Below are 24,934 nucleotides of genomic sequence, written 5' to 3'. Positions count from 1 at the left end.
CCATCTACAAAGCGACTGGTTTTTCCTGAGACGGTCACTGCCGTGATGGTATCGCTGTTTACATCGTCAATGGCATTGATCTCAATATTCGGCGTAAGCGGTAGCTTCGCTGTACTATAATCTTCTCCTGGATTGTTCACTTCATCTTCATAACCTGAGATAACCAATTGCATCAGTTCTAATTTATCTCCTGCATTGGGTACTGTCATCGATGCTGTCCATACTTGTCTGATACCAGAATCATTCCAAGTGATGGGTTCACCACCTAGGGTAGAAGTATTCGGTTTAGTTACAGGCCGGCTGAAGTTAGCAGTAATAGAGACTTGTTCAGAAGTGTTGGCGAATTGAGGATTGAAGGAAACAGAATCAACTTGAGGAACTTGGATATCTAGCAAAAACGTAGCCCCTGATGACGCTTCGATTTCAAATTGATTGTTAGCAGAAACCTGCACATCAATAATCTCACCATTATTTAATGATGCTACATTGACCGTTTGAGTCAATTGCCAGTTACCGTCAACATCAACCACACCCTGAGCAGTGATCGGCTCACTGTGAGAGTCGGTGAAGTTCACATCAACATTCAAACCTGCCACAAAGCGAGAAGCCTTGCCCCTCACCATGAGAGCTTTCGCTAATTCTGAGTTAACGATGTCGTCTACATCTACCGAGATAGTAGGCGTCAGTGGTAATTCATTCGATAAATCACTTTCTCCCTCATTACCTAGATCATCGGAAAAACCACTCACAGCGAAAACTAAACTTGCAAGGTCAGATGACTCAACGGTGCTACTCCCCTCCCAAACAGTTCGATCACCGTTTGGAGAAAGCGCTTTAGTCGCCTCTGAACCTAGTGCCCCTTTCACATCAACGACAGGTTTGTCAAAGGTCACCGAATACGTAACGCTTTGTCCGGGTAACTGATGAGAAGGATCGAAGTTTACCGATTGAACTAAAGGTAGTTCACCTGCAACTTCTATTTGAAGCAAGTCTCCTAATCCGGGGATCTCATTGATACTCTCATAACTACCTTCAATAACCTCTACATTAACAGTATGGTTACTGTTTTGCGGTGAGGTATAAGTAACAGTCCACGTTTTATTGTCCGAAGTTACCCAAGTCCCATTGTCTAATTGACCGGTGTCGCCACCATTCGATGCCGAAAGTTTCACGTCACCAATTTCAAATTTCTGAACTTCTTCTGAAAAGCTGAAGGTTAATTGAGCGTCTTGCCCTCCCCCATTGGCCCTTGGACTGACGAGCTAATGGATAGATTAGGAATGCTAGCCGCTTCTACTTCTATACGAAGTGGGTGCTGCGACTCCGGATGCACCTTATCTTTAACCCTTAGCGTGAAGTCATATCCGCCCGCTGGGAGCAAGTAATTAAATACATGTGGCTCATTTTGATTATCTGGGCGTGAAATAGAACGCGGGGTAAATCCTTGGATTGATGGTTCTACGTAATCCAAGTTCGCATCTTTCACAACAGCGGAAACATCAATGCTATACGAACCATTCTCTGGGACCATTGACACTTGCTCACTCGTTAAACTGACGACTTCAGGTACATCAAAATCGACAATGGTACTCACTCCGTTTTGATTGTAGGTACGTCCATCAAGAAGGAAATCACTGATCGTGCGTCCAATCGAGTCTTCAACAATTAGTTTCATGTAGTGAGAACCCTGCTGTTCTTGCACGAATCGCACCGTTCCAGATACCGAGCTTCCCCCGCGGAACTCACCACTATCTTCTCTAATAGGCTCACCGTCATTTTCAAACACTAATCGGTAAGAATCCGCGATAACTTCGCTAACATTGTCTGCGGACACAGAGAAGCCGTTGTTTAACTCTGTTAAATGTAGCGTCGTACCGCTCATATTGATGCCATCGTTAAAGTCTAATGTCATAACTGGTGCATCAATATTCTTGCGTATCCCTTCAGCAGGAGTAGTTACATGGTTACCCGCGTTATCCCAAGCGTTGACGTAGATAACTACAACATCCTTTGGTAAGTCTTCGACAGGTATCTCAAAGTATTGTGACGAGTTCGATCCATCTTCTACTCTTAAAATTTCGTCTTGGCGGTGTGAAACACGGTATATAACTCTTTCAATACCACTACCTGGACCGTCATTAATATCCAATACAAACCTCACCATACCGTCGGTCGTTGGTGACTTGGTTACGATAACACTGTCACGAATAACCGGCGCTTTCCTATCGACTTGAATTGTCACTGAATCGCTAGTACCTGTACCAAACGCATCTACGGCTTGAGCGGTTATCAAGAAGTTTGAATTTTCCACGCCTTCTTCAATATTTGTTGAGAATCTGATACATGAAGTCGAGCCTGAACCGACATCGGCAGGACAAGTCGTGTCCCTAAATAAATCTACATTGTTTCTTAGAGAGTATGACTTTCCGTCAACCGTCACGGCAATATCAGCAATATCTGAGGAAACTGTTCCTTCGTACATTTGAACCGACATATCAACATGCAGCTGAGGAGAGTTAGATGCCTCACCGGAAACAGGGCTATAGATGGAGGTCGTTACGTCACCTTGAGGCTTAGCAATAGTAATGGGGTGCGGATCTGCAGTATTACCTGCGTTATCCATCAAGCCAATAACAGAATAATTCATTCGATCGCCCAAAGCTGGAAGTACATCGTTATAGCGCTCATCAAAATCACATTCAACTAGAGAGCCACCAGCACCTCTACATTCTGTTGGCGTTAGCTCACCATGTCCTTGCTCACGTCTCAATCTAGGGAATGACGCCTCTGTAATATCAACACCAGATAATTCGTCACCAAATTTAAGCGAGAAACTAATTCTTTTATCGTCGCCGTTGTAGTAAACGTTTCCGCCACTCAAATAAAAGATGTCGTCTTCTTCAACCGTAGGTGGATCGACATCCATCATAGAGAATGTAAATCTTTGAACCGTTTGCTTTTCATTTTGACCTCTAGTACGAGTAATCAACGTTACTGGCGCATCTTTGAAGCTACGATCTGAGGTTACTGCACAACTGTATGGCAAGGTCGGATTATCTACCCGTGAATACGCGTAACTCCAACCACCTCCCTCATCAGGATCTGGCACGACATCTTCTGACGGGTAACTGTCTCGAACCCAGCACTCTAAATCACGTACGCTACCTTCCCCTACCACTTCAAACTCTACGTCCAATGTTTTACCTGAAATATAGTTTTGGAAAATCGGCGGGTTGGTAATTCGTAGCGCAACCCCTCACGTTGAACGCTAAGTGTTTCGTTGTGAGTTCCAGGTTTACGATCATCTTGGTTTGTTGCACGGGCCTGGTTAAATACACGAATGGCTACTGTATATGGACCGTCTTCAATGATATCAGAGGCGAATAGTGTAGCTTTCCACGTATTATCTTGGCCAGACTCACTAAAGTTAAGACTATTGTCGTTGTATGTCGCCTCAATACTCGATACACCACTAGGATCATCAACAACTAACGTATACACAATGTCCTGATCGTCAATGATCGTGTTACCTACAATTGGAGTTCCATCTGCATACTCTTTCGTCACCGTTATATTCGGTCGTGTATTCAATATGTTAAGAACAATAGGCTCACTTGTCTCACCATAGTTTCCACGTATATCTCTTGCCGCAAGTTTGACGTAATGTACACCGTCAGTCAGATTGTCTAGTGCAAGTTTCAGATCATCAGGTTTGGTTCCATCACCCCCAGGCTCGGAATCAAAAACCCAATAACGCACTGATTCTTTATTAACACCCACAGTCGAAGAAACACCGGTTTCATCAAGATCATAAGCATCAATATCAAATACATAGTTCCCTAAATAGTAGTATGAGTCCGAGTGACCTCTAAGCGACAACGTCGGACCTTCTCTATCGATAAATACGTTATTTGATGCAGTGGGGGTTTCAAATCCATGTATATCTCTTGCAACGACGTACAGTCGAGTTTCAATAGAACCTTCTTGCAGTAGAATTTTGCTCGTATCGATAGGGTCAAGGGACATAGTGAATGCGTTATCAGGATCGATATTAGTCGTCGACTTAATAATTTCGTCATTACCTTCTTGATAAAGCGCGACATATTCAACCCCAGAATCATCTTTAACCGAATCAAAACGGACGTCAAATGAAGGCCTAAAACACGACTTCCCTCAGAGGTCGTATCTCGAACCCAAGGAACAGACATCTTAACTTCGGGCCCTTTGTTATCAACATAAAATCCGATGTTGCCAGGTACGCTTCGATTGGGCGGAAATGCGCTATCGCTGGCTGTAACTCTGAAGGTATTTTTATCGCCATATTGGAACACATTCGAAATTAACTGCACTCGCACATTAGGCTGCTGCCCCAAAAGGTATGGAAATAAGCAGTCCTCTTCATCAGGATCACATGCTTGCAAGGTTGTCCATGTTCCCTCCCCGATTCGTAGCTCGACGGCAACCTCACTACCCGGGCTCAAATTCCCCCAGTTCACAACAGGCGTCCAAGTCGAATTACCGCCCAAACGACTACCGAGCTCCTCACTCTCGATAGTGGGAGGTTCTGAGTCGATGCGGATATTGAATCTTGGAGCGTCTGTTGTACTTGCTGTGACTTCGTTGCCAAGATTATCAATTGCAGTAACTACGACTTGCCAATCTCCGTCATCCGGATAAATAACATCGCGACCACCAGTGCAGTTCTCAACACATAAATTAAGCTGGAATCCTGCATTGTTGTTAACGGCAAAATCTTCAGGAATGAACGGTACCGTCTCACCACTTAACTGAGAGAAAACCACGCCTCTTGATTCAATAACATCCCCTACATCGTCGAAAATGTTGAATGTTAGGGTATGGTTGAAGTTCGCATTCAGATACGTGGTGTCAGGGATTGGATTGCCCTCATTGTCTTTTGGTGGAATGTACTCCACTCTCGGGTAATCGTTATCAACGTGATATGAGATGATATAAGGATCCTCTCCTTCATAACCGTGAGAATTCCCCTGTCCATCCATGGCTGAAACATGGATGGCAAATTCCAACATGTTTTCAAAACTTTGAGTGTTTAATGTAAAGTTATAAAACTTCTTAAAATAGGTACTTGAAGATGGGTCGTAAGTGATTTCGACATCAGCCGGCTTAGGGTTTTGTGGATCATCACTGCTGAACCAAAAAGGTATATTCAATGGTTGATACTCACCATGTTCCACAATGCCAGAAGGATCATCTAGCAATAGTCTTGAGCCAACTTCACCAGCGATATAAATCTTGTTACCAACCTGATATGACCTGCCATAGACTAAATCGAGTGATACATTCGGTGCACTTTTATCAATGCTCTCACCTTCACCATCAAAAATAGGTCATCGCCAAGGCTTGGCATCGCCAAGGCAATATCATCCGCATATAGCTGAGCAATATGGGCCTCTATGCCATAAACTTCGGTTAAGATTTGATAGTAACGTTCCGCTAAATCCGCTCGGTAGGTACGGTTCGAATAATTGTAGCCATCGTAGTTAATCTGGCCATTTCTCCCGTTACCATTCGCCTTTCCGTCATGACTAAAATCATCATAAAAGCCACGCGCAAAATCGACTGAATTAAAACGAGGAGCCTGCTTTGCTAAATCAACAATGGCTTCGAGTAAGAATCGATGTTGGTAGTCTATGCTTGGGTTAGCCGGAATTGGGTACGAACGCAAAACTTCATTCGTCGCGTAAGGCGTATCTGTAGGATCAAAGCCAAAGAAAGAATGGTTACCTTCAGAAAGTGCGCGTTTTACATCACTTAGATAGGCGTTCGCGGTGGCACTGTTTTTACTACCCGAAGCGGTAGAATTCCACAAATAGTCAAATAATCCCGTGTGTAGGTAGAAAGTTCATTAATGAAAACGGTTTGCGAACCATTAAGTGGGAAGTAAGCACCGAAGTTAGCACCAGAAAAATCCACATTTGTACGTGCATCTTGGCTATCTTCCCAATTGTAGTAATACGGAGCTCTATCAGGATGTGACTCCAATCTAACCCGCATAAATTCGTAATTAAGCATGTCCGTCGTCAAGGAACAAGACGCCAAATCTAGGGCTGGATTACCGCCAGTTTCATTTAGTTGCCTTGTAGTACAACTCACCAATGGCGTGAAATCGCCATTAGCACTTAAACCTTCTAGCCTTGCCGTTGCATTTACAAAAGGTGTCGTAACAGTGATGGTTGGAAGATCAAACGTGCTTCTGAAGTAGACTTGTTCTGTCTTGCTCACGTTATCCGACTCATCAATCGTCTTGATCACCAGCTTTTGGCCACTGTTCTCGGAGACACTTCTGAAGTTATCGCCTAATATTTCACGAACAAATGGGACATAGTAGACAATCTCATTAACTCGTTCGCCTGAGTCATCAATGGTTTCGTGGGGAATTAAAGCTTCTGAATTATCAGTGGAAGCCACGGTTGAAGTAGTTTTGATCAGTCCATAATCACCGTCATTGTTCGTACTCACGTAGTATTCGACAACCAACCTTAATTTATCTGCAGGAGAGCCAATGACACTCTCACCATGAGGGTCACTTACTACAACCTTCACGTAAGGAATACGGTTTTCATTCAGTAAATTAGAATTGAAGTGACGAAAATCGGCTTCAGGAATCGTTGGTTTTAGACCATTTGCCGCATAGGAATAATCGATTTTTAAGTAGTTATTTGCTGTTTTTACGGTTTCTTCCGTGTAAGTGTATTGGCTATACTCGGCTTCGATCGTTGTTCTATCCCCTTCACCATCTACCTCAACGTACATCATATTGCCATTAGGGAATGAAAGAAGTACTTCCGGGTCTGTGTCATCACGACTAACAGTAAATAGCTCTCTACCGACATTCCCTTGTGTGTCTTCTGCGAAAATTTCAAACTGGGTTTGAGAAGTAAATTCCTCAGTACTATAGGGCTGCATAAACTCACACTGACTTCCGACTTCGACTGAAATAGGCGTACAATCTACAACCTCAGGAAGGCCACCTCGAAAGATCACTTCGACTTTAGTGATATCTTGAGACTCTTCTTTCACAACCCCATGCAGAACGTAAGTTTCAGCAGTATTGTTGATTGTTGTCGCTGATTTTATTTCGATCACGGGAGCTAGGTTGTCCCACTCAAAGTCCAACACATCTCCATCATTGTTAGATGGCGATGTTTTGTTACCCAAAACGTCTTCGGCATAAACGATGATCCGAGCATCTGTAACGTTTGAAGTATTGCTTTCATAGTCCAGATCAGCGTTGTCGACAGCTTGGGTGTTAATCTTTACATGAATGTTTGAAACGCGGGCACCTCGCTCAAAGTCATCCAACATGATTTCACAGTAACCAGCACCGCTTGTGATATTGGTTGGACAAACAAATTCTTCAGACCATGCTCCATGGGATTTGAACTGCAGGTAGGCACTCACTTCATGCACGCCTATTTCGTCTGTAATCTGAACATCAATTTTGTCTGTGTTGGCTAGAACCGCTGAGTCAGTTCTCACAGCCACTGGTGCATCTGTATCGATTGGGATTTCATCTCGTGGAGGAACAGCTCCATCACTACCGCTGCCAGTACCGAGTGAATTGATTTGATCACTAAATTCGACATAGTCCGTCGCGGGTGTGCCCGATAAGTTAAGAGATGGATCGTTCACAACCACCAGCACATGCTGAGCGAGCCCATTGGTGTATATATCGCTTGTCACTAATTGTTGACCAAACGTTAGTGGAGATTGAAACCCAGTCGATTGATTGACTTCGCGACCATTCAGTTGACCATCTGAGCTAATATCACGGTATTGAATATCAGCCAGATTAAATGACGTATATACGTTATCCGAGTTACCGTGTGCATTAATCAAATCATACGCATATGACGAGTAAGCGGTAAGCAGTGCACCATACTTGTGGCCAGGAGATGCAAAACTGCTTTGGCCACCGCGTGTGATATCGATTGGCCATGTTGTTTTGACATTAAACCCGTACATCGAATCAATTGATGCCTGTGCTTGATCGATCGCCGTTGCACCCGAAGTACCATTCGCAATTTTATACTTTGCCAAGCCCGCTGCCATATTGGTTAGCGGAGTGATCATTACATCGTGGCTATACCCCTCCGAAAAGTTCATCACGGTATCAAAACGTAAAGATTTACCATTGCTTTCCGACACCGCTTCGCCGGTAAGCGGGTCAACGTAAGCCCCTCCTTGAGCGCTTACCAGTAACGGGCGAGAGCTAGACTGAATCTGTGTGGAATAATTACCAAATGCATCAGTTGTGGTTTGAGCAAGTAACTTGCCCACGTTTCCGTTATCGTATTCCCAAATATAGACGGTAGCACCAGATACCGGAGCATCATAAACATTACCTGTAATGGTGCCTTGTTGGCGAGAAGGGGGATCTTTTCGATCATCACTTTCGCTATCGCCACCACAACCAGCAAGCAATGCAAAAATAAATAGTATAAATACTTTGAATATATTCATTTGGTCAACTACACATCTATAAGTGGAATTTTCCAAAGATTATATTTGCAGCAACTATTTTCTCAATATGGCATATTTATTCGTATTTCAGTCAAAATAACCATCTAATATTTACATATGGCTAACACTTAGATTTACTACTAATCATTTCAATTTAAATGATAGTTACTTGCCCTGTTTTTTGAATTTATAGAAATAGTTTTTTTTCATTTTTTTAATCGCTGTTAAACTATCCTCTCATTCGTAGCCCTTGTTAAGACTCTCACATGCTGCTGATTTTAAAGAATCACCTATACAAAAATGATACCGAAAGTAGAAACATCTGGTTTCTACTTTCTTTAGTATTGCTTTTATTTGTATGTGCATTTATTTATGGCAATCGATATTCACCTGATAATACGGCAGATAAAAAACCTATACTTAATGTCGAAATAACCACCCCGAACTACGAAAACAATAACGCCTCACAATTAGATATAGGCAAAAAGAAAGCCGGCCAGATTAACTATTCTTTTATCTCCTCTGCGTTAGATGCTGGAATATCCAATTTAGCACTTCAAGAAATCATTGAGCATTCTAAAGATAAATTTGAGTTACTCTCCTCATCAACTCGAAGCGGGTGGTTTGCCGCTAATACAAAGTCAGCACATACATCCTCATTTTTGTATACCGACGAAGAACAAGAGTTCTTCTTCTACAAGGTCAATGATGATTTGATTCTCGACCAGTTTGGTGAACCATACGGCAGTTTGAGTGGTTTACTAACACCCACACAAAAACAGTACCGCATTACCTCTCACTTTGCTGAGGCTAGGCTTCATCCTGTCACCAATCGGGTTCAGCCACATAGAGGTACGGACTATGCTACTCCTGTCGGCACGGAGGTATTATCTGTCATGCCAGGGAAAGTTATCGCATCACGTTACGACCGAGTCGCAGGTCATTACATCACTATCGGACATTCCAATAATATGATGACTCGTTACTTACATTTGTCTGAACGAAATGTCCGAAAGGGTGACTTTATTAGTAAAGGTGACATTATCGGCAAAAGTGGTAATAGTGGGCGCACAACTGGGCCTCACCTTCACTTTGAGTTACACATTGCAGGTGAAGCGGTCGACGCCCATGCCAAACATTTATTGGCTTTTCACAACGTGGACACCGAATATCGTTTAAAAGCAAGCAAAGCCTACGAAAGTCTCCACGCAGCCATTCGAGAAAAGAAGTTGAGTGGTATGGCATTAGCTTCACAGTAACTCAGCCATTGAGGCAAGCTGCATTCAAAAGAAAAACCGAGCAAGCAAAAAGGCCTATACGTTGTATAGGCCTTTCCGTTTCAAAATAAATAGGACGTGAGCTTTAAAACCAACGTTCCAACGCGGATTTATCGAGCTGCCTGAATGCACGATTCAGAATCTGAGCAAGCTCTTTGTAGCGAGGCTTTGATTTCATTGGTTCTAGCGCAAAACCTGACTCAACAATTTTCTGATGAAGCTCGCGATACCAACCCGCCAGAGAAGGAGGCAATTGCGTATTGGCACGATTACCTAACCACCACATTCCTTGGACAGGCAAACTAATGGCGAACAATGCAATGATAACGGCTTGAGGCATGGCATTTGGGTTTTGAAACGCCAATTGAGTAAGAACGCTGATAGCTGCAATAGCGGGCATCACCTTGATGCCGAACTTGGTTGCTTTGATGATGCGCTGTTCTGGGAAAAGAAGGTTGAGCTCTTTTCGCATCGGCCAAGTATCCATGTACTTTTGTCCATCTTTCAAGCTATGGACTAATCCCACTTTATTGTTCATACGACTCTCTCACTTTCAAAACGGGCAAACGCTAAAAATTAGTTGAATCTTTCAACTTATCGCGTAAAAAATTGACGAAAGATAATATTCTTTCAAAAATTTTTTGTTATATTTACCTATTATCGCTATCCTTTGCGCACCCTCAATCTCATTGTTGCTGTTATTTACAAATTACGCAACTTTGCGATGATTTCTGCAAGGATTGCATAGGTTGCTTTCAAGGTAAAGCAGCGTCTCACTATATGGAAATAGACGTTTTTTTAACCAAGAATAGTACCTTCCCCACTGGATTGAACTATTCTTGAGATTAATTTTCATCCTTACTGATAATTTGTCAGTCGAATAACAGGTAGTCACACATGTCTAAGCTAGTTTTAGTTTTAAACTGCGGTAGTTCTTCTCTTAAATTCGCTATTGTTGATGCAGACAACGGCGATGAGCACCTAACAGGTCTTGCTGAATGTCTTCACCTTCCAGAAGCTCGCATCAAGTGGAAACTTGATGGCAAGCACGAAGCTCAACTAGGCGACGGTGCAGCTCACGACGAAGCTCTATCTTTCATCGTTGAAACTATTCTTGCTTCTAAGCCAGAACTTGCAGAACAACTAAAAGCAATCGGTCACCGTGTTGTACACGGCGGTGAGAAGTTCACTAAGTCTGTTCTTATCGATGACGAAGTACTAAAAGGTATCGAAGACTGTGCAACTCTAGCACCGCTTCACAACCCAGCAGCTATCGTTGGTATTAAAGCTGCTCAAAAAGCATTCCCAACGCTTCAAAACTCTGCAGTATTCGACACTGCATTCCACCAAACAATGCCAGAAGAAGCGTACCTATACGCACTTCCGTACAACCTGTACAAAGAGCACGGTATCCGTCGCTACGGTATGCACGGTACTTCTCACCTATTCATCGCTCGTGAAGTTGCTGAGCGTCTAGGCAAGCCAGTTGAAGAAGTAAACATCATCAACTGTCACCTAGGTAATGGTGCATCTGTTTGTGCAATCAAAAACGGTCAATCTGTAGATACTTCAATGGGTCTTACTCCACTAGAAGGTCTTGTAATGGGTACGCGTTCTGGTGACATCGATCCTGCGATCATCTTCCACCTACACGACGCGCTAGGTTACTCAGTTGAGCAAATCAACAACATGCTAACTAAAGAGTCTGGCCTAATGGGTCTAACTGAAGTAACACCTGATTGTCGTTACATCGAAGATAACTTCGGTAAAGAAGAAGCAGCAACTCGCGCAATGGACGTAATGACTCGTCGTCTAGCGAAATACGTAGCTGGCTACACGGCAACTCTTGACGGCCGTCTAGACGCTATCGTATTCACTGGTGGTATCGGTGAGAACGGCGCTCCAATCCGTGAAAAAGTACTAGACCGTCTAAGCATCTTCGGTATCGAAGTTGACGGCGAAGCAAACCTTAAAGCACGCTTCGGCGGCGAAGGTGTGATCACGACTGCAGACAGCCGCATCCCAGCGATGGTTGTTTCAACTAACGAAGAGTTAGTGATTGCAGAAGATACTGCTCGCCTAGCAGGTCTTTAATTGATTTAGCTAGCAAGCGATGAATACGCTTGCTAGCTTTCTTTTTTAAGGGGCTCAACTCCTATTCCGTATTGCACGACTTATTCGTATTGCTACCCATTGGAATAAGTAGTTGGGCTTTTATTTCATATAGTTAAAGGTACTACGAATGTCCCGTACTATCATGCTTATCCCTACTAGCGCAGGCGTTGGCCTAACAAGCGTTAGCATGGGTGTTCTTCGCGCAATGGAGCGCAAAGGCGTTAAAGTTTCTTTCTACAAGCCAATCGCTCAACCACGTAGCGGCGGTGACCAGCCAGATCTCACTTCAACTATCGTTGGCACGAACAGCGATATGAAGATCGGCACGCCAGTAGAAATGTCTGTTACTGAAAGCCTAATCGGTAACGACAACATGGATGAGCTACTAGAGACAGTTGTAGAGCGTTACAACCAAATCAACAAAGATGCAGACGTAACGCTAATCGAAGGCCTAGTTCCAACTCGTAAGCACCCATTTGCTAACCAGTTGAACGCTGAAATTGCAGCGACACTAGGTGCAGAAATCGTACTAGTTGCGACACCAGGTAACGACAACCCAGCGCAACTAAAAGAGCGCATTGAAGTTGCATGTTCTAACTTCGGTGGCACTAAGAACAAAAACATTTCAGGTGTTATCATCAACAAGCTAAACGCACCTGTTGATGAAGCTGGCCGTACTCGTCCAGATCTATCTGAAATCTTCGACGAAGCAGACAGCGCACAGCAAAACGAGATGAAGGTGATGGAAATCTTCAACTCTAGCCCAATCCGTGTTTTGGGTTGCGTGCCTTGGAGCATCGACCTAATCGCAACTCGCGCGGTTGACATGGCGAAGCACCTGCAAGCTGACATCATCAACGAAGGCGACATCAGCACGCGTCGTATTAAGAGCATCACTTTCTGTGCACGTTCACTGCCGCACATGATTGAGCACTTCAAGCCAGGTTCACTGCTTGTAACTTCGGCTGACCGTCCAGACGTAATCGTTGCCGCTTCTCTAGCAGCAATGAACGGTGTAGAAATCGGTGCAATCTTGCTTACTGGCGGCTACGACATGCCAGAGCAAATCATCGAACTTTGTAAGCCTGCGTTCGACACTGGCCTACCTATCATCAAGGCACAAGGTAACACTTGGCAGACATCTTTGAACCTACAGAGCTTCAACCTTGAAGTCCCTGCAGATGACAAAGAGCGTATCGAATTCATCAACGAGCACGTTGCTGGCCATATCGATGGCAACTGGATTGAGTCTATGACGGAAGGTACTGAGAAGTCTCGTCGTCTAAGCCCACCAGCATTCCGTTACCAGCTAACTGAATTTGCACGTAAAGCCGCTAAGCGTATCGTTCTTCCTGAAGGCGATGAGCCACGTACGGTTAAAGCAGCGTCTATCTGTGCTGAGCGCGGTATTGCGGAATGTGTACTTCTTGGTAACCCAGAAGAGATCAAACGTGTTGCAGCCCAGCAAGGTGTTGAGCTAGGTGCTGGCGTAACTATCATCGATTCTGACAAGGTTCGTGAAAACTACGTTGCTCGTCTAGTTGAGCTTCGCGGCGCGAAAGGTATGACTGAAGTTGTTGCTCGCGAGAAGCTACAAGATTCAGTATTCCTAGGCACAATGATGCTAGAGAACGATGAAGTAGACGGCCTAGTTTCTGGTGCGGTTCACACTACTGCGAACACTATCGTTCCTCCATTCCAAATCATCAAGACTGCACCTGATGCGTCTATCGTATCTTCAGTATTCTTCATGCTGCTACCTGACCAAGTACTGGTTTACGGTGACTGTGCGATCAACCCAGATCCAACAGCAGAACAGCTTGCTGAAATCGCTATCCAATCTGCTGATTCTGCAGCAGCATTCGGTATCGACCCGCGCGTTGCTATGATCTCATACTCTACTGGTGAATCTGGTAAGGGTGCAGATGTAGATAAAGTACGTGAAGCAACGAAACTTGCGAAAGAGAAGCGTCCTGATCTTATCATCGATGGTCCTCTTCAGTACGACGCGGCAATCATGGAAAACGTGGCGGCTTCTAAAGCGCCAAACTCTCCAGTTGCAGGTAAAGCGACAGTATTCGTATTCCCAGATCTAAACACGGGTAACACGACTTACAAAGCAGTACAACGTTCAGCAGACCTAGTCTCTATCGGTCCAATGCTTCAGGGTATGCGTAAGCCTGTAAACGACCTGTCTCGCGGCGCTCTTGTCGACGACATTGTTTACACAGTAGCACTTACTGCAATCCAAGCAGACCAAGCTGAAAAAGCAGAGAAAGCCTTAAACTAATCTCCGCTAGAACAGGCTAAACAAAACAAAGCCCTAGACTCACTTCAAGTTGAAAGTGTCTAGGGCTTTTTAGTTTCTCTGCTTAAACCAGATGAACTGGTTTAGTCATTTATTTTCTCACGCCCATGTGGCTGTCTAAATCCAACTCTGGGCCAGCTGGCACTACTTGAGTCGGGTTAATGCCAGTGTGGCTAAAGTAATAGTGGCGTTTAATGTGGTAGAAATCCGTCGTCTCTTTTACGCCCTCTACTTGGTACAGCTCTTTCATGTATCCTTGTAGATTTTTATAGTCAGCAATGCGCTTCTTATTACATTTGAAATGGCCGACATACACAGGGTCAAAACGAATCAATGTAGTGAACAATCGCCAATCTGCTTCGGTTAGGCGGTTACCTGCCAGATAGCGGTTATCGGCAAGGTGGGCATCTAGCTCATCAAGGGCATCAAACAGTTTATCAAAGGCTTCTTCATAAGCCGCTTGTGTGGTGGCGAAACCGCAACGATATACACCATTGTTCACATTTGGGTAAACGAACTCATTCCACTTGTCGATTTGTGCGCGCTTCTCTTCTGGGTAGTAATCGTCATGATTACCGGTGAGATCATTAAACGCAGAGTTGAACATGCGAATGATCTCTGAAGATTCGTTACTGACAATAGTATTGGTTTTCTTATCCCACAGCACAGGCACAGTCACACGACCTGTATAATCGCTTTTTGCTTGAGTATAGATTTGATGCATTCGAGTATGACCGAACAACGGCTCAGGCAAACAGAACTGCCAACCTTCGCTAAGCATATCCGGGCTAACCACAGTAACATCAATATGCTCCGTCAAACCTTTTAACTGTCGGAAGATCAAAGTTCGATGTGCCCAAGGACAAGCTAAAGATACGTATAAGTGGTAGCGGCCCGATTCTGGCTGATACTTGGCATTTTCGTCGCTCGAGATCCAATCACGAAATCCTGCATCTTCGCGAATGAACTTACCACCACTTGATTTAGTGTCGTACCAAACGTCATGCCATACGCCTTCAACTAATTTACCCATCTGACTCTTCCTTCTTCAACTCTTTGTATGCTTTACATTATAAGAACTGAGCTAATGAGAAGAACCAAGCAAACTTGTTCTAGTTGTTCAGAAATTTTGAATAAGCCGAATGTATTGCCGTTGGCCTATCTCACCTAATCTCCGATCAAAAAAAGCGCGACCCAATAAAGGAATCGCGCTTAAAGCCCGTCACAGGCTGAATAGCTTTATTTCGCTTAAATCAATCGACTTAAACGGAGACGTTCAAGCAAGATACAGCGTGAACATCGTTGCCTTGGATTGTTGGCTTTCTCTCTGAACACGCTTGAGTCGCTTGCGGACAACGGGTACGGAAAACACAACCTGATGGCGGATTCATTGGAGATGGCAGATCGCCTTCCAACATTTCGATCTTCTTCTCACGCTCGAGCTTTGGATCAGGAATTGGGACCGCAGACATAAGAGCGCGCGTATAAGGATGCTTAGGATCAGCAAACAGCGCATCCGATTCACCCAGCTCAACCGCATTACCCAAGTACATCACCAATACACGGTCAGAGATGTGTTTCACCACGGACAAGTCGTGAGCAATGAACACCAAAGACAAACCCAGTTCTTTTTGCAGCTCTTTAAGTAGGTTAACCACCTGAGCTTGAATCGAAACGTCCAGTGCTGATACTGGCTCGTCACAGATGATCATCTTCGGCTTAAGAATCAGTGCACGAGCGATACCAATACGCTGACACTGACCGCCTGAGAACTCGTGAGGGTAGCGGTTAATCACGTTTGGAAGCAGGCCTACTTTTGCCATCATCTCTTTAACGCGATCTTTCACTTCAACTTTACTCAGCTCTGGGTAGAACGTACGCAAAGGCTCAGCAATGATGTCACCTACCGTCATACGTGGGTTAAGCGATGCCAGCGGATCTTGGAAAATCATCTGCATCTCTTTACGTGTGTCGCGACGCTCAACTTCCTGCATTTTCAGCACATCTTGGCCTAGCCAAACCACTTCGCCATCGGTAGCTTCTACAAGCCCAATAATGGCGCGAGCAAAGGTCGATTTACCACAGCCAGACTCACCTACTACGCCTAGTGTTTCACCTTCATAAAGGCGAACGTTCACACCATCAACAGCTTTTAGTGCGGTCGGTTTAGACCAAGGCCATGCCGACTTAGAAGCAATGTTAAAGTGTACTTTTAAGTCTTTAACGTCGAGTAATAATTTCTTCTCTTGCATCATTTTGCCCAAGCCTCCCAGTCAGAAAAACATGCACGCTGACGGCCATCACCAAATGGGGTCAGAATTGGCGTTTCGCTCTTACAGCGGTCCGTTACACGATGGCAACGCTCTTGGTAAGGACAGCCGGTGGCAAACGAAGTAAGTTAGGTGGGTTACCCGGAATTGTCGGCAAGATCTCACCTTCAGTATCCAAACGAGGAATCGCTTTTAGTAGACCTTCCGCATAAGGGTGGCTCGGGTTGTAGAAGATCTCGTCAACCGTACCGTATTCCATTGTACGGCCTGCGTACATCACAAGCACTTTGTCACATGAACCAGCAACAACACCTAGGTCGTGGGTAATCATGATGATTGCAGTGTTGAACTCTGATTTCAGCTCATTCAGCAGATCCATGATCTGCGCTTGAACGGTTACATCAAGCGCCGTGGTTGGCTCATCAGCAATCAGAAGTTTTGGACGACACAATAGCGCCATCGCAATCATTACACGCTGACGCATACCGCCAGAGAATTCGTGCGGGTACATAGTAATACGCTTACGCGCTTCTGGGATTTTAACCGCTTCTAGCATACGTACAGATTCTTCGAACGCTTCCGCTTTCCCCATGCCTTTGTGAAGCATCAACACTTCCATAAGCTGGTCACTTACCTTCATATATGGGTTAAGTGACGTCATTGGGTCTTGGAAGATCATTGCGATCTGTTCTGCACGAACTTTATTCAGCTCTTTTTCAGGAAGGTTAAGGATTTCCTTGCCTTCGAATTTTGCACTACCAGAGATGATGCCGTTCTTAGCCAGCAATCCCATGATAGAAAATACCGTTTGCGATTTACCTGAACCAGATTCGCCTACAATACCCAGTGTCTCACCTTGATTTAGGGAGAAGTTCAAGTCGTTAACTGCGGTGACGATACCGTCTTGAGTAGTAAACTCGACACGCAGATCTTTTACGTCTAATAAGCTCATTGTTACTTCCTCAATCTTGATTAACGATCTTTTGGATCAAGTGCATCACGCAGACCATCGCCTACGTAGTTGAAACAGAATAGTGTCACAACCATGAACGCGGCAGGGAATGCTAGCTGCCAAATAGCAACTTCCATTGTGTTCGCACCTTCTTGTAGTAGTGCGCCCCAACTTGTCATAGGCTCTTGAACACCAAGACCAAGGAATGAAAGGAATGACTCAGTCAGAATCATACTTGGGATAAGAAGCGTTGAGTAAACCGCAACAATACCTAATACGTTCGGTACGATGTGACGAGTAATGATGTTCCACTTGCTCACACCACATACGTGTGCCGCTTCAATGAACTCTTTGCTACGTAAGCTTAGCGTTTGACCACGTACGATACGCGCCATATCTAGCCATGCAATTGCACCAATCGCAACGAAGATAAGTACGATGTTACGACCAAAAATCGTTACCAGTACGATAACAAGGAACATGAACGGAACAGCGTATAGGATTTCCAGAATACGCATCATGATTCGGTCAGTACGACCGCCGATGAAGCCCGACGCTGCGCCGTATAAAGTACCAATCAATACTGCAACCATTGCACCCATGACACCCACCATCAGTGAGATTCGACCACCGACTAAGGTACGAACATATAAGTCACGACCTAATGCGTCTGTACCAAAGAAGTGATCCATTGAAGGGGCTGCATGAATTGAATACCAGTCGGTATCTTCAAAACTGTACTGTGCAAACATTGGCAGGAAAACAACCGCCAACGTCATTAAAACGAGAATGACTAAACTCGCCATTGCCGCTTTGTTTCGCATAAAGCGAATTCGTGCATCTTGCCAAAGGCTGCGACCTTCAATTTCCAGGTTCTCGGAGAACTTCTCGATCGCTTCTAAATTTTCTTTTTTCGTCAACATGTTAATACTCCAACCTAGTAGCGAATCTTCGGATCAATCGCAGCCAACAGAATATCGACCACGGCATTGAACAGGATGAACAAGAAGCCAATTAGGATAGTCACGCCCATAACCAAAGAGTAATCTCGGTTAAAGGCAGCGTTAACGAACAGCTTACCAATACCAGGTAAACCAAAAATGGTTTCGATAACCACCGAACCGGTGATAATACCGACAAACGCCGGACCCATGTATGACACAACAGGAAGCAAGGCTGGGCGAAGAGCGTGCTTGAAAATGATATAGCGGTAGCTCAAACCTTTCGCGCGCGCAGTACGAATAAAGTTACTGTTCAGCGTTTCAATCATGGATCCACGCGTGATACGGGCAAAGGTTGCTACGTAGAGTAAGGACATACCGAGTACAGGCAGCGCCATATATTGGAATGAACCGTCATGCCAACCGCCCGCTGGGAACCAGCCTAAGTTGATAGAGAATAGATAGATCAATACTGGGGCGAGCACGAAGGATGGCATTACCACCCCGAGCATGGCGGTCGCCATAATAGAGTAATCGAGCCAGGTATTTTGCCGCAAGGCCGCAATGGTTCCTACCCCTACCCCCATGATGACGGTAAAGATGAACGCCGCGAAGCCGACTTTAGCCGAAACAGGCAATGCACCTGCTATTAGCTCGTTTACCGTGAAATCTTTGTATTTAAAAGAAGGACCAAAATCACCTTGAAGTATATTACCAAGGTACGTTAAGTACTGCTCTGCTACTGGCTTATCTAAGCCATATTTTGCATTAATATTAGCCATTACTTCCGGCGGTAACGGGCGTTCTGTAGAAAACGGGTTACCCGGTGCGTAACGCATAAGAAAGAAGGAGACTGTGATCAAAACCAACATGGTTGGAATTGCTTCAAAGATCCTTTTCGCAATGAATTTAAACATAAACCCACTCTTTCAGTCTGTGACATGTGTAATTTAAAAAGCCTATTACCAAATCCAAGGCAATAGAAAACGACAGGGCCTGCCGTAACAGGCCCTAATATTATTGTGTTTAAGAACTATAGAAGCTCTAACGCGTTATGCGTTATTACTGCGCCTTGATGTATAGATCTTTCGAGAAAATCTTATCTTCAGCGTTGTTTGATGGGAAACCACCAACCTGAGGTGATACCAGGCGAGATTTCACGTATTGGTAGATAGGCGCGATCGGCATATCTTTCGCTAGCAGCTGCTCAGCTTTAAGGTAAAGTGCTTGACGCTCTTCTTCGCTTGTCGCTGTCATCGCGTCTTGCATAACTTGGTCATACTCAGCGCTGTTGTACTTAGGATCGTTCGAGCTGTTAGTCGACTTCATTAGAGTTAGGAATGAAGACGCTTCGTTGTAGTCACCACACCAACCCGCACGAGTCACATCGAAGTTACCTTGACGACGAGTATCTAGGTACGTTTTCCACTCTTGGTTTTCTAGAGTGATGTCAACACCTAGGTCTTTCTTCCACATAGACTGGATTGCAGTTGCAATCTTACGGTGGTTTTCAGATGTGTTGTACAGAAGGTTGAATTGGAGTGGGTTCTCAGCACCGAAACCTGCTTCATCTAACAGTTTCTTCGCTTCAGCGACACGCTCAGCTTGCGTCATTTGACCGTAAGCAGGAAGCTCTGGGTTAAATCCAGCAGTGATTTCTGGCGTTAGGAAGTAAGCTGGCTTTTGGCCCTGACCTAGAATGATGTTAGAGATAACATCACGGTCGATTGCATAAGAAAGTGCTTTACGAACACGCACATCATCGAATGGAGCTTTAGCGTTGTTGAAACCGTAGTAGTAGCTACACAAGTCACCCTTCACCGATACTGACTCTGCGTGGTCTTTCTTAAGGCGAGAGAAGTGCTCGATTGGTAGCTCGTTCGTGATGTGGATTTCACCCGCTAAGAAGCGGTTCATTTCTGCTACTTGGTTTTCGATTGGCAGGAACGTCACTTTGTTAAGAGTCGTGTTAGCGTTATCCCAGTACTGCTCGTTACGAGTCAGTTCAATACGCTCGTTCACAACCCAGTTGTTTAGAACGTATGCGCCGTTACCAACAAAGTTCTCTGGCTTAGTCCATTGATCGCCGTGTGCTTCAACCGTTGCACGGTGAACTGGCTTCATTGTTGTGTGGCCCATCATAGCCACGAAGTATGGTAGCGCTTTCTCTGTTTTGATTTCTAGCGTGTTTGCGTCAATTGCGCGTACACCTAAAGTCTCTTTGTCTGCATTACCAGCAATGATGTCTTTTGCATTTTCAATAGTGGTGTACTCGATGTACCACGAGTATGGAGATGCTGTTGCAGGATCTACCGCACGCTTAAAGCTGTATACGAAGTCTTCTGCAGTCACTGGGTCGCCATTAGACCACTTAGCGCCTTCACGAATCTTGAACACAAACGTTTTATTGTCTTCCGTTGACCAGCTCTCTGCTACACCAGGAATCGTGTTGCCGTCTGCGTCTTGGTTAACCAGACCTTCAAGTAGATCGCGGATAACGTGAGACTCAGGAACACCTTCGGTTTTGTGAGGGTCTAGTGACGCAACTTCAGTGCCGTTACCACGAACAAGTTCTTGTACTACAGGTTTCGCTTCAGCAGGTTTAGCATCTGATTGTGCAGCTTGTTTGTCTTCTGGCTTTTCACCACAACCAGCAAGTGCAAGTGACAGGCCCGCACCCAATAAAATAGCGCGAGTGATTTTATTCTTATACATGCTTATTAAACTCCAGTTTTTTTATGCATCCATGACTTCTTTGCAAGGTTACTAGAACGGACAGTGATTTAGATTTATTTAGCTCAAATTTTAAGCACAAAAATCTAAAACCTTACAAAGATTGCGGCACACATTATCAATCATCAAAGCAATTTGCCATAAAAACGCAGCAAAAAAACACATAATGCTTAACTTTTTGCAATGATTTGGGGATAAATACCAGAAATTCAAATATATCCAGTCGAACAATACGCCCAGATTTAACCCCACAGAGAATGATGCCACTTAATCTAGTTTTGAATATTTTTACAGCATCTTATGCTACAAAACACGAAGCAAATTAACATTTTCCACAAATCGAAGCTAATCAATAACAACTTTATTCGTTCTGAAAAAGTTGATTTGTGAGGGTTATCACCCTGATTTTTGGCAGAATAATGTTTCAGATACGGATAAATCGACAATACTTAATGAATATTTAGTCAACACTTATGACTTAAAATTTAATGGGAAAGCAAGTGTTGATAATGCCCATGTTTAAATGTCTTGTTTATTTAAAATAAGTATGGAGCAATAAGAAGGGGTTAGCTTAACGAGTAATCAAATTAAGCAAGATGCTAGGGAATTATCACGCAAAACCATACTTTGACTAAATAGTCGCAATATAAACACGCAACATCTATTTACGATTTTTATAATAACTAAAGCATCAGTAAATTCAGTTAATGGAATAAAGTGGGAAAATTCTAGATCGGATAAGAAAATGGAGATCGTAAAACGCCGCTTTATAAAAAGCGGCGTTTTTAAGGGTGATGCTTGCAAGATAAGTCAGCATAACTCGAACCAGCTATCAATGAGTTAGCACGCAATTTGCAGTATAAGTTCGCATAAGATTGCATCAAAAGATTTCAAATCTAGGTGGCGTTTTCAATATGAGGTTGTAAATTTACCACTTCTCATCAGAGACTGAATGTCTACCTATGTACGTCCAAGATTCTAGAGTATCATTAGACATTAATGTTTTTGGTGCTCGCCTACGTGAAGGCTGCATAAGAAATGAGGAGCATTAAAACTCCTCGAAAATTCTAATTTTAACCGTTAGGGTAAAAATTACTCCTGCCAAAGATTTAAAAGTCATTGAGTAAAACTTGCACTGTCTATCCAAAAACATAAATGGAAATGGCAGCAACAAAAAACAACCAGTTTAGCCACATGAACAAGTCGAAGGAAACTGCTCTATTCCTTCGGCGATAGCGCACGAAAGGATAAACAAGGATCAACAGAGTGAATATCCCTCCAGCACCAATCCCCCTAATGACAAACTGTATTTGTCCTTAAACTCTTCTGGTTTTTTAGCTAAACAGTCCACCAATAAATTAATGTGCTTTCGGTCGCCTAGACCATATACCGCCAAGTGATAGAAATACACAAACATCCACACAAGAGAATACATTGCTGCGCTAGAAACTATCGTATCTACCATGTTTAGAAACCTTTGATTGACCGCTCTATAGAAAAATTGTTGAATCTTGAATTCAAAATATACTCACTGACTCTATCCTGTGCTTGTTCATCAACACTGTTTTCAAATCGTTCAAGAAGCTCCTCCATCGGTGAGAGGTCATATGCCTTTCTAGCGAAGTCTTTACCTACACCACCACCGACGATGCCACCACCTAATGCTGAGGCTCCAACAATCACCATAATTACCGGTGCGGAGGTTATGGTTAAGGCTGTCACAACTGTTCCTGCAATTGCAACACCAACCATACCCCAGCCCAACCACCAATTACGCCACCAGACTCAACTGTAACTTGTTTTGTGCAGCTGTTTAAATCAGTACATTCTGTGGATACATTGTATAGCGCACTAGCTACGCCTAACCCTAATGATACTTTTCCTGCATTTTCAGCATACCTCACCCACTTAGCAGTATTTGCTACACGCCCCCCTAATTCAGGAACTGAGCCTGTCTTTAATATTTCGTCTGCATTGTGAATAAGAGACTTAGTAGAAGTTATTCCTAAGCTTCTCTTTAAACCTTGATCAACCGGTATCCTTAGAGTCCGTTGCATCAGCTTGTCCAACTGACTATCAAGAATCTTCTTCAATCCTTGTCTCTGCCGAACAAAACTTGCTCGGTCAATTTTTTTGGACAGAAGAGCAAGATATAAACGGTCCATCTTTTTAAGTGATGCAGATACATTTTCCAGATTTTTTTGCATTGCTGGTGCTATTGTTCCAACTACTGCTCCCATGTATGCAAATGTATCCGACGGTGTACCTGAGTTCCAATACTCAACTAACTTATTCTCAATGACTTCAAAGTATGTTTGGTGAAGCTCAATTTGAGCTGGGGTTAGGTTGCCTAACTCCGCACTAGCTACATTAGCGTTATCTATCAGTATCTTTAATTTGGCTTTTTCGTCTTTTGAAGAAGGCTCTCTGGTAAAAAAGATTACCATTTCCCCTGGAACTAGAGGATCATTTAAATGCTTATTTTGCGCTTTGATGATGCCTTGAGTATCTGAAGGTACACCGCTTAACTCCGACTCCCAAAATGCACTCAGAGGTTGAGACTCTTCAATAATCGAAAAACCCACTTGAAAATCTATCGGCTCTTCATAGTCTTTCAGATTAACAATAACTAACTCATCGCAAACCACATCTAAAGAGTTTACTGACTTAATTGTGGAACCTTTAAGATAGGAATCCGAATAGTCGTAGATTGAATTGAAAGACCTGTTATACCTTCTGGCCTCAACCCTAGGCCGCCCGAATATTATCTCTGACTGTAGGTCAACTACTGGCATATCACTAACTGACAATTGATCACCTAACATCAATGCCATCGGGTCAGCATTGTACTGATGGTTAAGCTTAAGGAGCTGTTTGGCCGATAAGCCATACAGCTCTGCTATTGTTCCCCAAGATTCTCGTTGATTGGTTTGTGGATCAATTCCAACGATATGAATATCTGGTTTGCTATCAACATTGTCTGTTTCCGCAGGTTCAGAATTTTGTATTTTAGCTGCTGTTTGCTTTGGAGCAGCTAAAAGCTCCCCGACATCCAACTTAATACCATTCGAAGCCAACCAGTCATCATTTAGACTATCTAGCTCATCTCGAGTAATCTGGTTCTCTAGATAAACTAAATATTGGTTCTTAACTTCTGCGCCGCCTAGTTTCCAGTAAACCAAAATGGCACTTTGATGAGTGTTATAACCTTGATTATCATCAAGCTGGTCATGGGTTGAACGTGTTGCAAAAAAAGCCCATTTGTCATTGCCCAATAACTTGTACTCTTGGACCAATCGACCGTTGTAGAAATGATAGTAGTAGCCTTCAGTTGGCAATCCGAGTCGCTCTCCAAGTTGCACAGAAGGAACAACTGGAATGAATGCCTCGCGAACAACACCAGAGCCAATTGCATCAACTTGGACACAATCTTCTACTGACAAACCTAATTGGTCGGAAGCGACTTTCACTACTAACTTTTTTGGCTCGTCAAAGACTGTCTGCACCGTATATTTAGTGCCATGTTCTGTCTCTTCTGACTGCCAACGGCAAAGCTTGGTTTCTTGTTTAGTCTTCGCCAATTCAAATGTACAGCCTACACTATTGTTAAACGTGTCTTTAGAGCAAGCAACTTCAAAACAGTACTCATACGCGACTTCGACTGATGATTCAGAAACCGTCGATTGCACAGGTTCAGGGGCATAAACTTTTTCAATTTGGGACGAATAGGCAGCAGAGCTCCTATTTGAAGTAGTGCTGCCCGAGACGCCATTCGAGATAAAAGCTCTAGCCAGATACGCTTCTTTTCCTTCTGACCATAGGGCATTCTGCCCGAC

Annotated in this window: 15 protein-coding genes and 3 pseudogenes; 3 read left to right on the top strand and 15 right to left on the bottom strand. The window is 43.8% G+C overall.

Going from position 1 to position 24,934, the window contains the following annotated elements:
* The 6 genes and pseudogenes from UA76_RS22700 to UA76_RS22675 all read right to left on the bottom strand — a co-directional run.
* Positions 1–1,172 (bottom strand): annotated as a pseudogene (locus UA76_RS22700) (hypothetical protein); the annotation flags it as partial.
* A gap of 44 nt (positions 1,173–1,216) precedes the next feature.
* Positions 1,217–3,196, bottom strand: a complete 1,980-nt coding sequence (locus UA76_RS22695; RefSeq protein WP_052772112.1) for a hypothetical protein — start codon at positions 3,194–3,196, stop codon at positions 1,217–1,219.
* A complete protein-coding gene (locus UA76_RS22690; RefSeq protein WP_052772111.1) occupies positions 3,187–3,879 on the bottom strand; it encodes a hypothetical protein in 693 nt (230 codons plus the stop codon). The genes UA76_RS22695 and UA76_RS22690 overlap by 10 nt, the downstream gene beginning before the upstream one ends.
* Positions 3,840–5,237, bottom strand: a complete 1,398-nt coding sequence (locus tag UA76_RS22685; protein ID WP_052772110.1) for a hypothetical protein — start codon at positions 5,235–5,237, stop codon at positions 3,840–3,842. Before UA76_RS22685 ends, UA76_RS22690 begins: the two co-directional genes overlap by 40 nt.
* Positions 5,238–5,302: 65 nt before the next feature.
* Entirely contained in the window at positions 5,303–5,848 is a 546-nt protein-coding gene (locus tag UA76_RS22680; protein WP_052772109.1) for a hypothetical protein, read from the bottom strand.
* Positions 5,791–8,502, bottom strand: coding sequence for a hypothetical protein (locus UA76_RS22675; protein ID WP_052772108.1), 2,712 nt, complete (start codon positions 8,500–8,502; stop codon positions 5,791–5,793). The genes UA76_RS22680 and UA76_RS22675 overlap by 58 nt, the downstream gene beginning before the upstream one ends.
* A gap of 266 nt (positions 8,503–8,768) precedes the next feature.
* Between UA76_RS22675 and UA76_RS22670 the strand changes: the two genes are divergently transcribed.
* Complete coding sequence (locus UA76_RS22670) at positions 8,769–9,761, top strand: M23 family metallopeptidase (RefSeq protein ID WP_052772107.1); 993 nt, start codon at positions 8,769–8,771, stop codon at positions 9,759–9,761.
* Between the two features lie 103 nt (positions 9,762–9,864).
* Here the strand turns inward: UA76_RS22670 and yfbV are convergent, their stop codons facing one another.
* The gene (gene yfbV, locus UA76_RS18715) at positions 9,865–10,317 is read right to left on the bottom strand and encodes a terminus macrodomain insulation protein YfbV (protein ID WP_047049357.1); all 453 of its coding nucleotides are present in this window, start codon (positions 10,315–10,317) and stop codon (positions 9,865–9,867) included.
* A gap of 359 nt (positions 10,318–10,676) precedes the next feature.
* On the opposite strand from yfbV, the gene UA76_RS18710 reads away from it, so the two are divergent.
* Together UA76_RS18710 and pta are read left to right on the top strand one after the other, a co-directional pair.
* Positions 10,677–11,873 carry an acetate kinase gene (locus UA76_RS18710; RefSeq protein WP_047049354.1) on the top strand — a complete coding sequence of 399 codons (1,197 nt, stop codon included), beginning with the start codon at positions 10,677–10,679 and terminating at the stop codon, positions 11,871–11,873.
* A gap of 148 nt (positions 11,874–12,021) precedes the next feature.
* On the top strand, positions 12,022–14,184 hold the full coding sequence (pta, locus tag UA76_RS18705; RefSeq protein WP_047049351.1) for a phosphate acetyltransferase: 2,163 nt from the start codon (positions 12,022–12,024) through the stop codon (positions 14,182–14,184).
* A gap of 101 nt (positions 14,185–14,285) precedes the next feature.
* On the opposite strand, the pseudogene UA76_RS18700 reads toward pta, so the two are convergent.
* The 8 genes and pseudogenes from UA76_RS18700 to UA76_RS23895 all read right to left on the bottom strand — a co-directional run.
* A pseudogene (locus UA76_RS18700) lies at positions 14,286–15,235 on the bottom strand (glutathione S-transferase family protein).
* A gap of 229 nt (positions 15,236–15,464) precedes the next feature.
* Positions 15,465–16,457, bottom strand: a complete 993-nt coding sequence (gene oppF, locus UA76_RS18695) for a murein tripeptide/oligopeptide ABC transporter ATP binding protein OppF (RefSeq protein WP_047049348.1) — start codon at positions 16,455–16,457, stop codon at positions 15,465–15,467.
* Positions 16,454–17,424, bottom strand: a pseudogene (gene oppD / locus UA76_RS18690) (oligopeptide ABC transporter ATP-binding protein OppD). Before oppD ends, oppF begins: the two are co-directional and overlap by 4 nt.
* Before the next feature lie 20 nt (positions 17,425–17,444).
* Positions 17,445–18,347 carry an oligopeptide ABC transporter permease OppC gene (oppC, locus tag UA76_RS18685; protein ID WP_047049346.1) on the bottom strand — a complete coding sequence of 301 codons (903 nt, stop codon included), beginning with the start codon at positions 18,345–18,347 and terminating at the stop codon, positions 17,445–17,447.
* Between the two features lie 14 nt (positions 18,348–18,361).
* Complete coding sequence (gene oppB / locus UA76_RS18680) at positions 18,362–19,282, bottom strand: oligopeptide ABC transporter permease OppB (protein ID WP_047049342.1); 921 nt, start codon at positions 19,280–19,282, stop codon at positions 18,362–18,364.
* 145 nt (positions 19,283–19,427) lie between these two features.
* Positions 19,428–21,080 (bottom strand): ABC transporter substrate-binding protein, encoded by a 1,653-nt coding sequence (locus tag UA76_RS18675; RefSeq protein ID WP_047049340.1) that lies wholly within the window; start codon positions 21,078–21,080, stop codon positions 19,428–19,430.
* 1,485 nt (positions 21,081–22,565) lie between these two features.
* Positions 22,566–22,850, bottom strand: a complete 285-nt coding sequence (locus tag UA76_RS18665) for a hypothetical protein (RefSeq protein WP_157617683.1) — start codon at positions 22,848–22,850, stop codon at positions 22,566–22,568.
* On the bottom strand, positions 22,817–24,934 hold a 2,118-nt coding region (locus tag UA76_RS23895; protein WP_052772106.1), incomplete at its 5' end, for a LysM peptidoglycan-binding domain-containing protein. The genes UA76_RS23895 and UA76_RS18665, both read right to left, overlap by 34 nt.

The organism is Vibrio mexicanus (assembly GCF_001012815.1).
GTDB lineage: Bacteria > Pseudomonadota > Gammaproteobacteria > Enterobacterales > Vibrionaceae > Vibrio > Vibrio mexicanus.
This window is presented reverse-complemented; position numbering and strand designations above follow the sequence as displayed.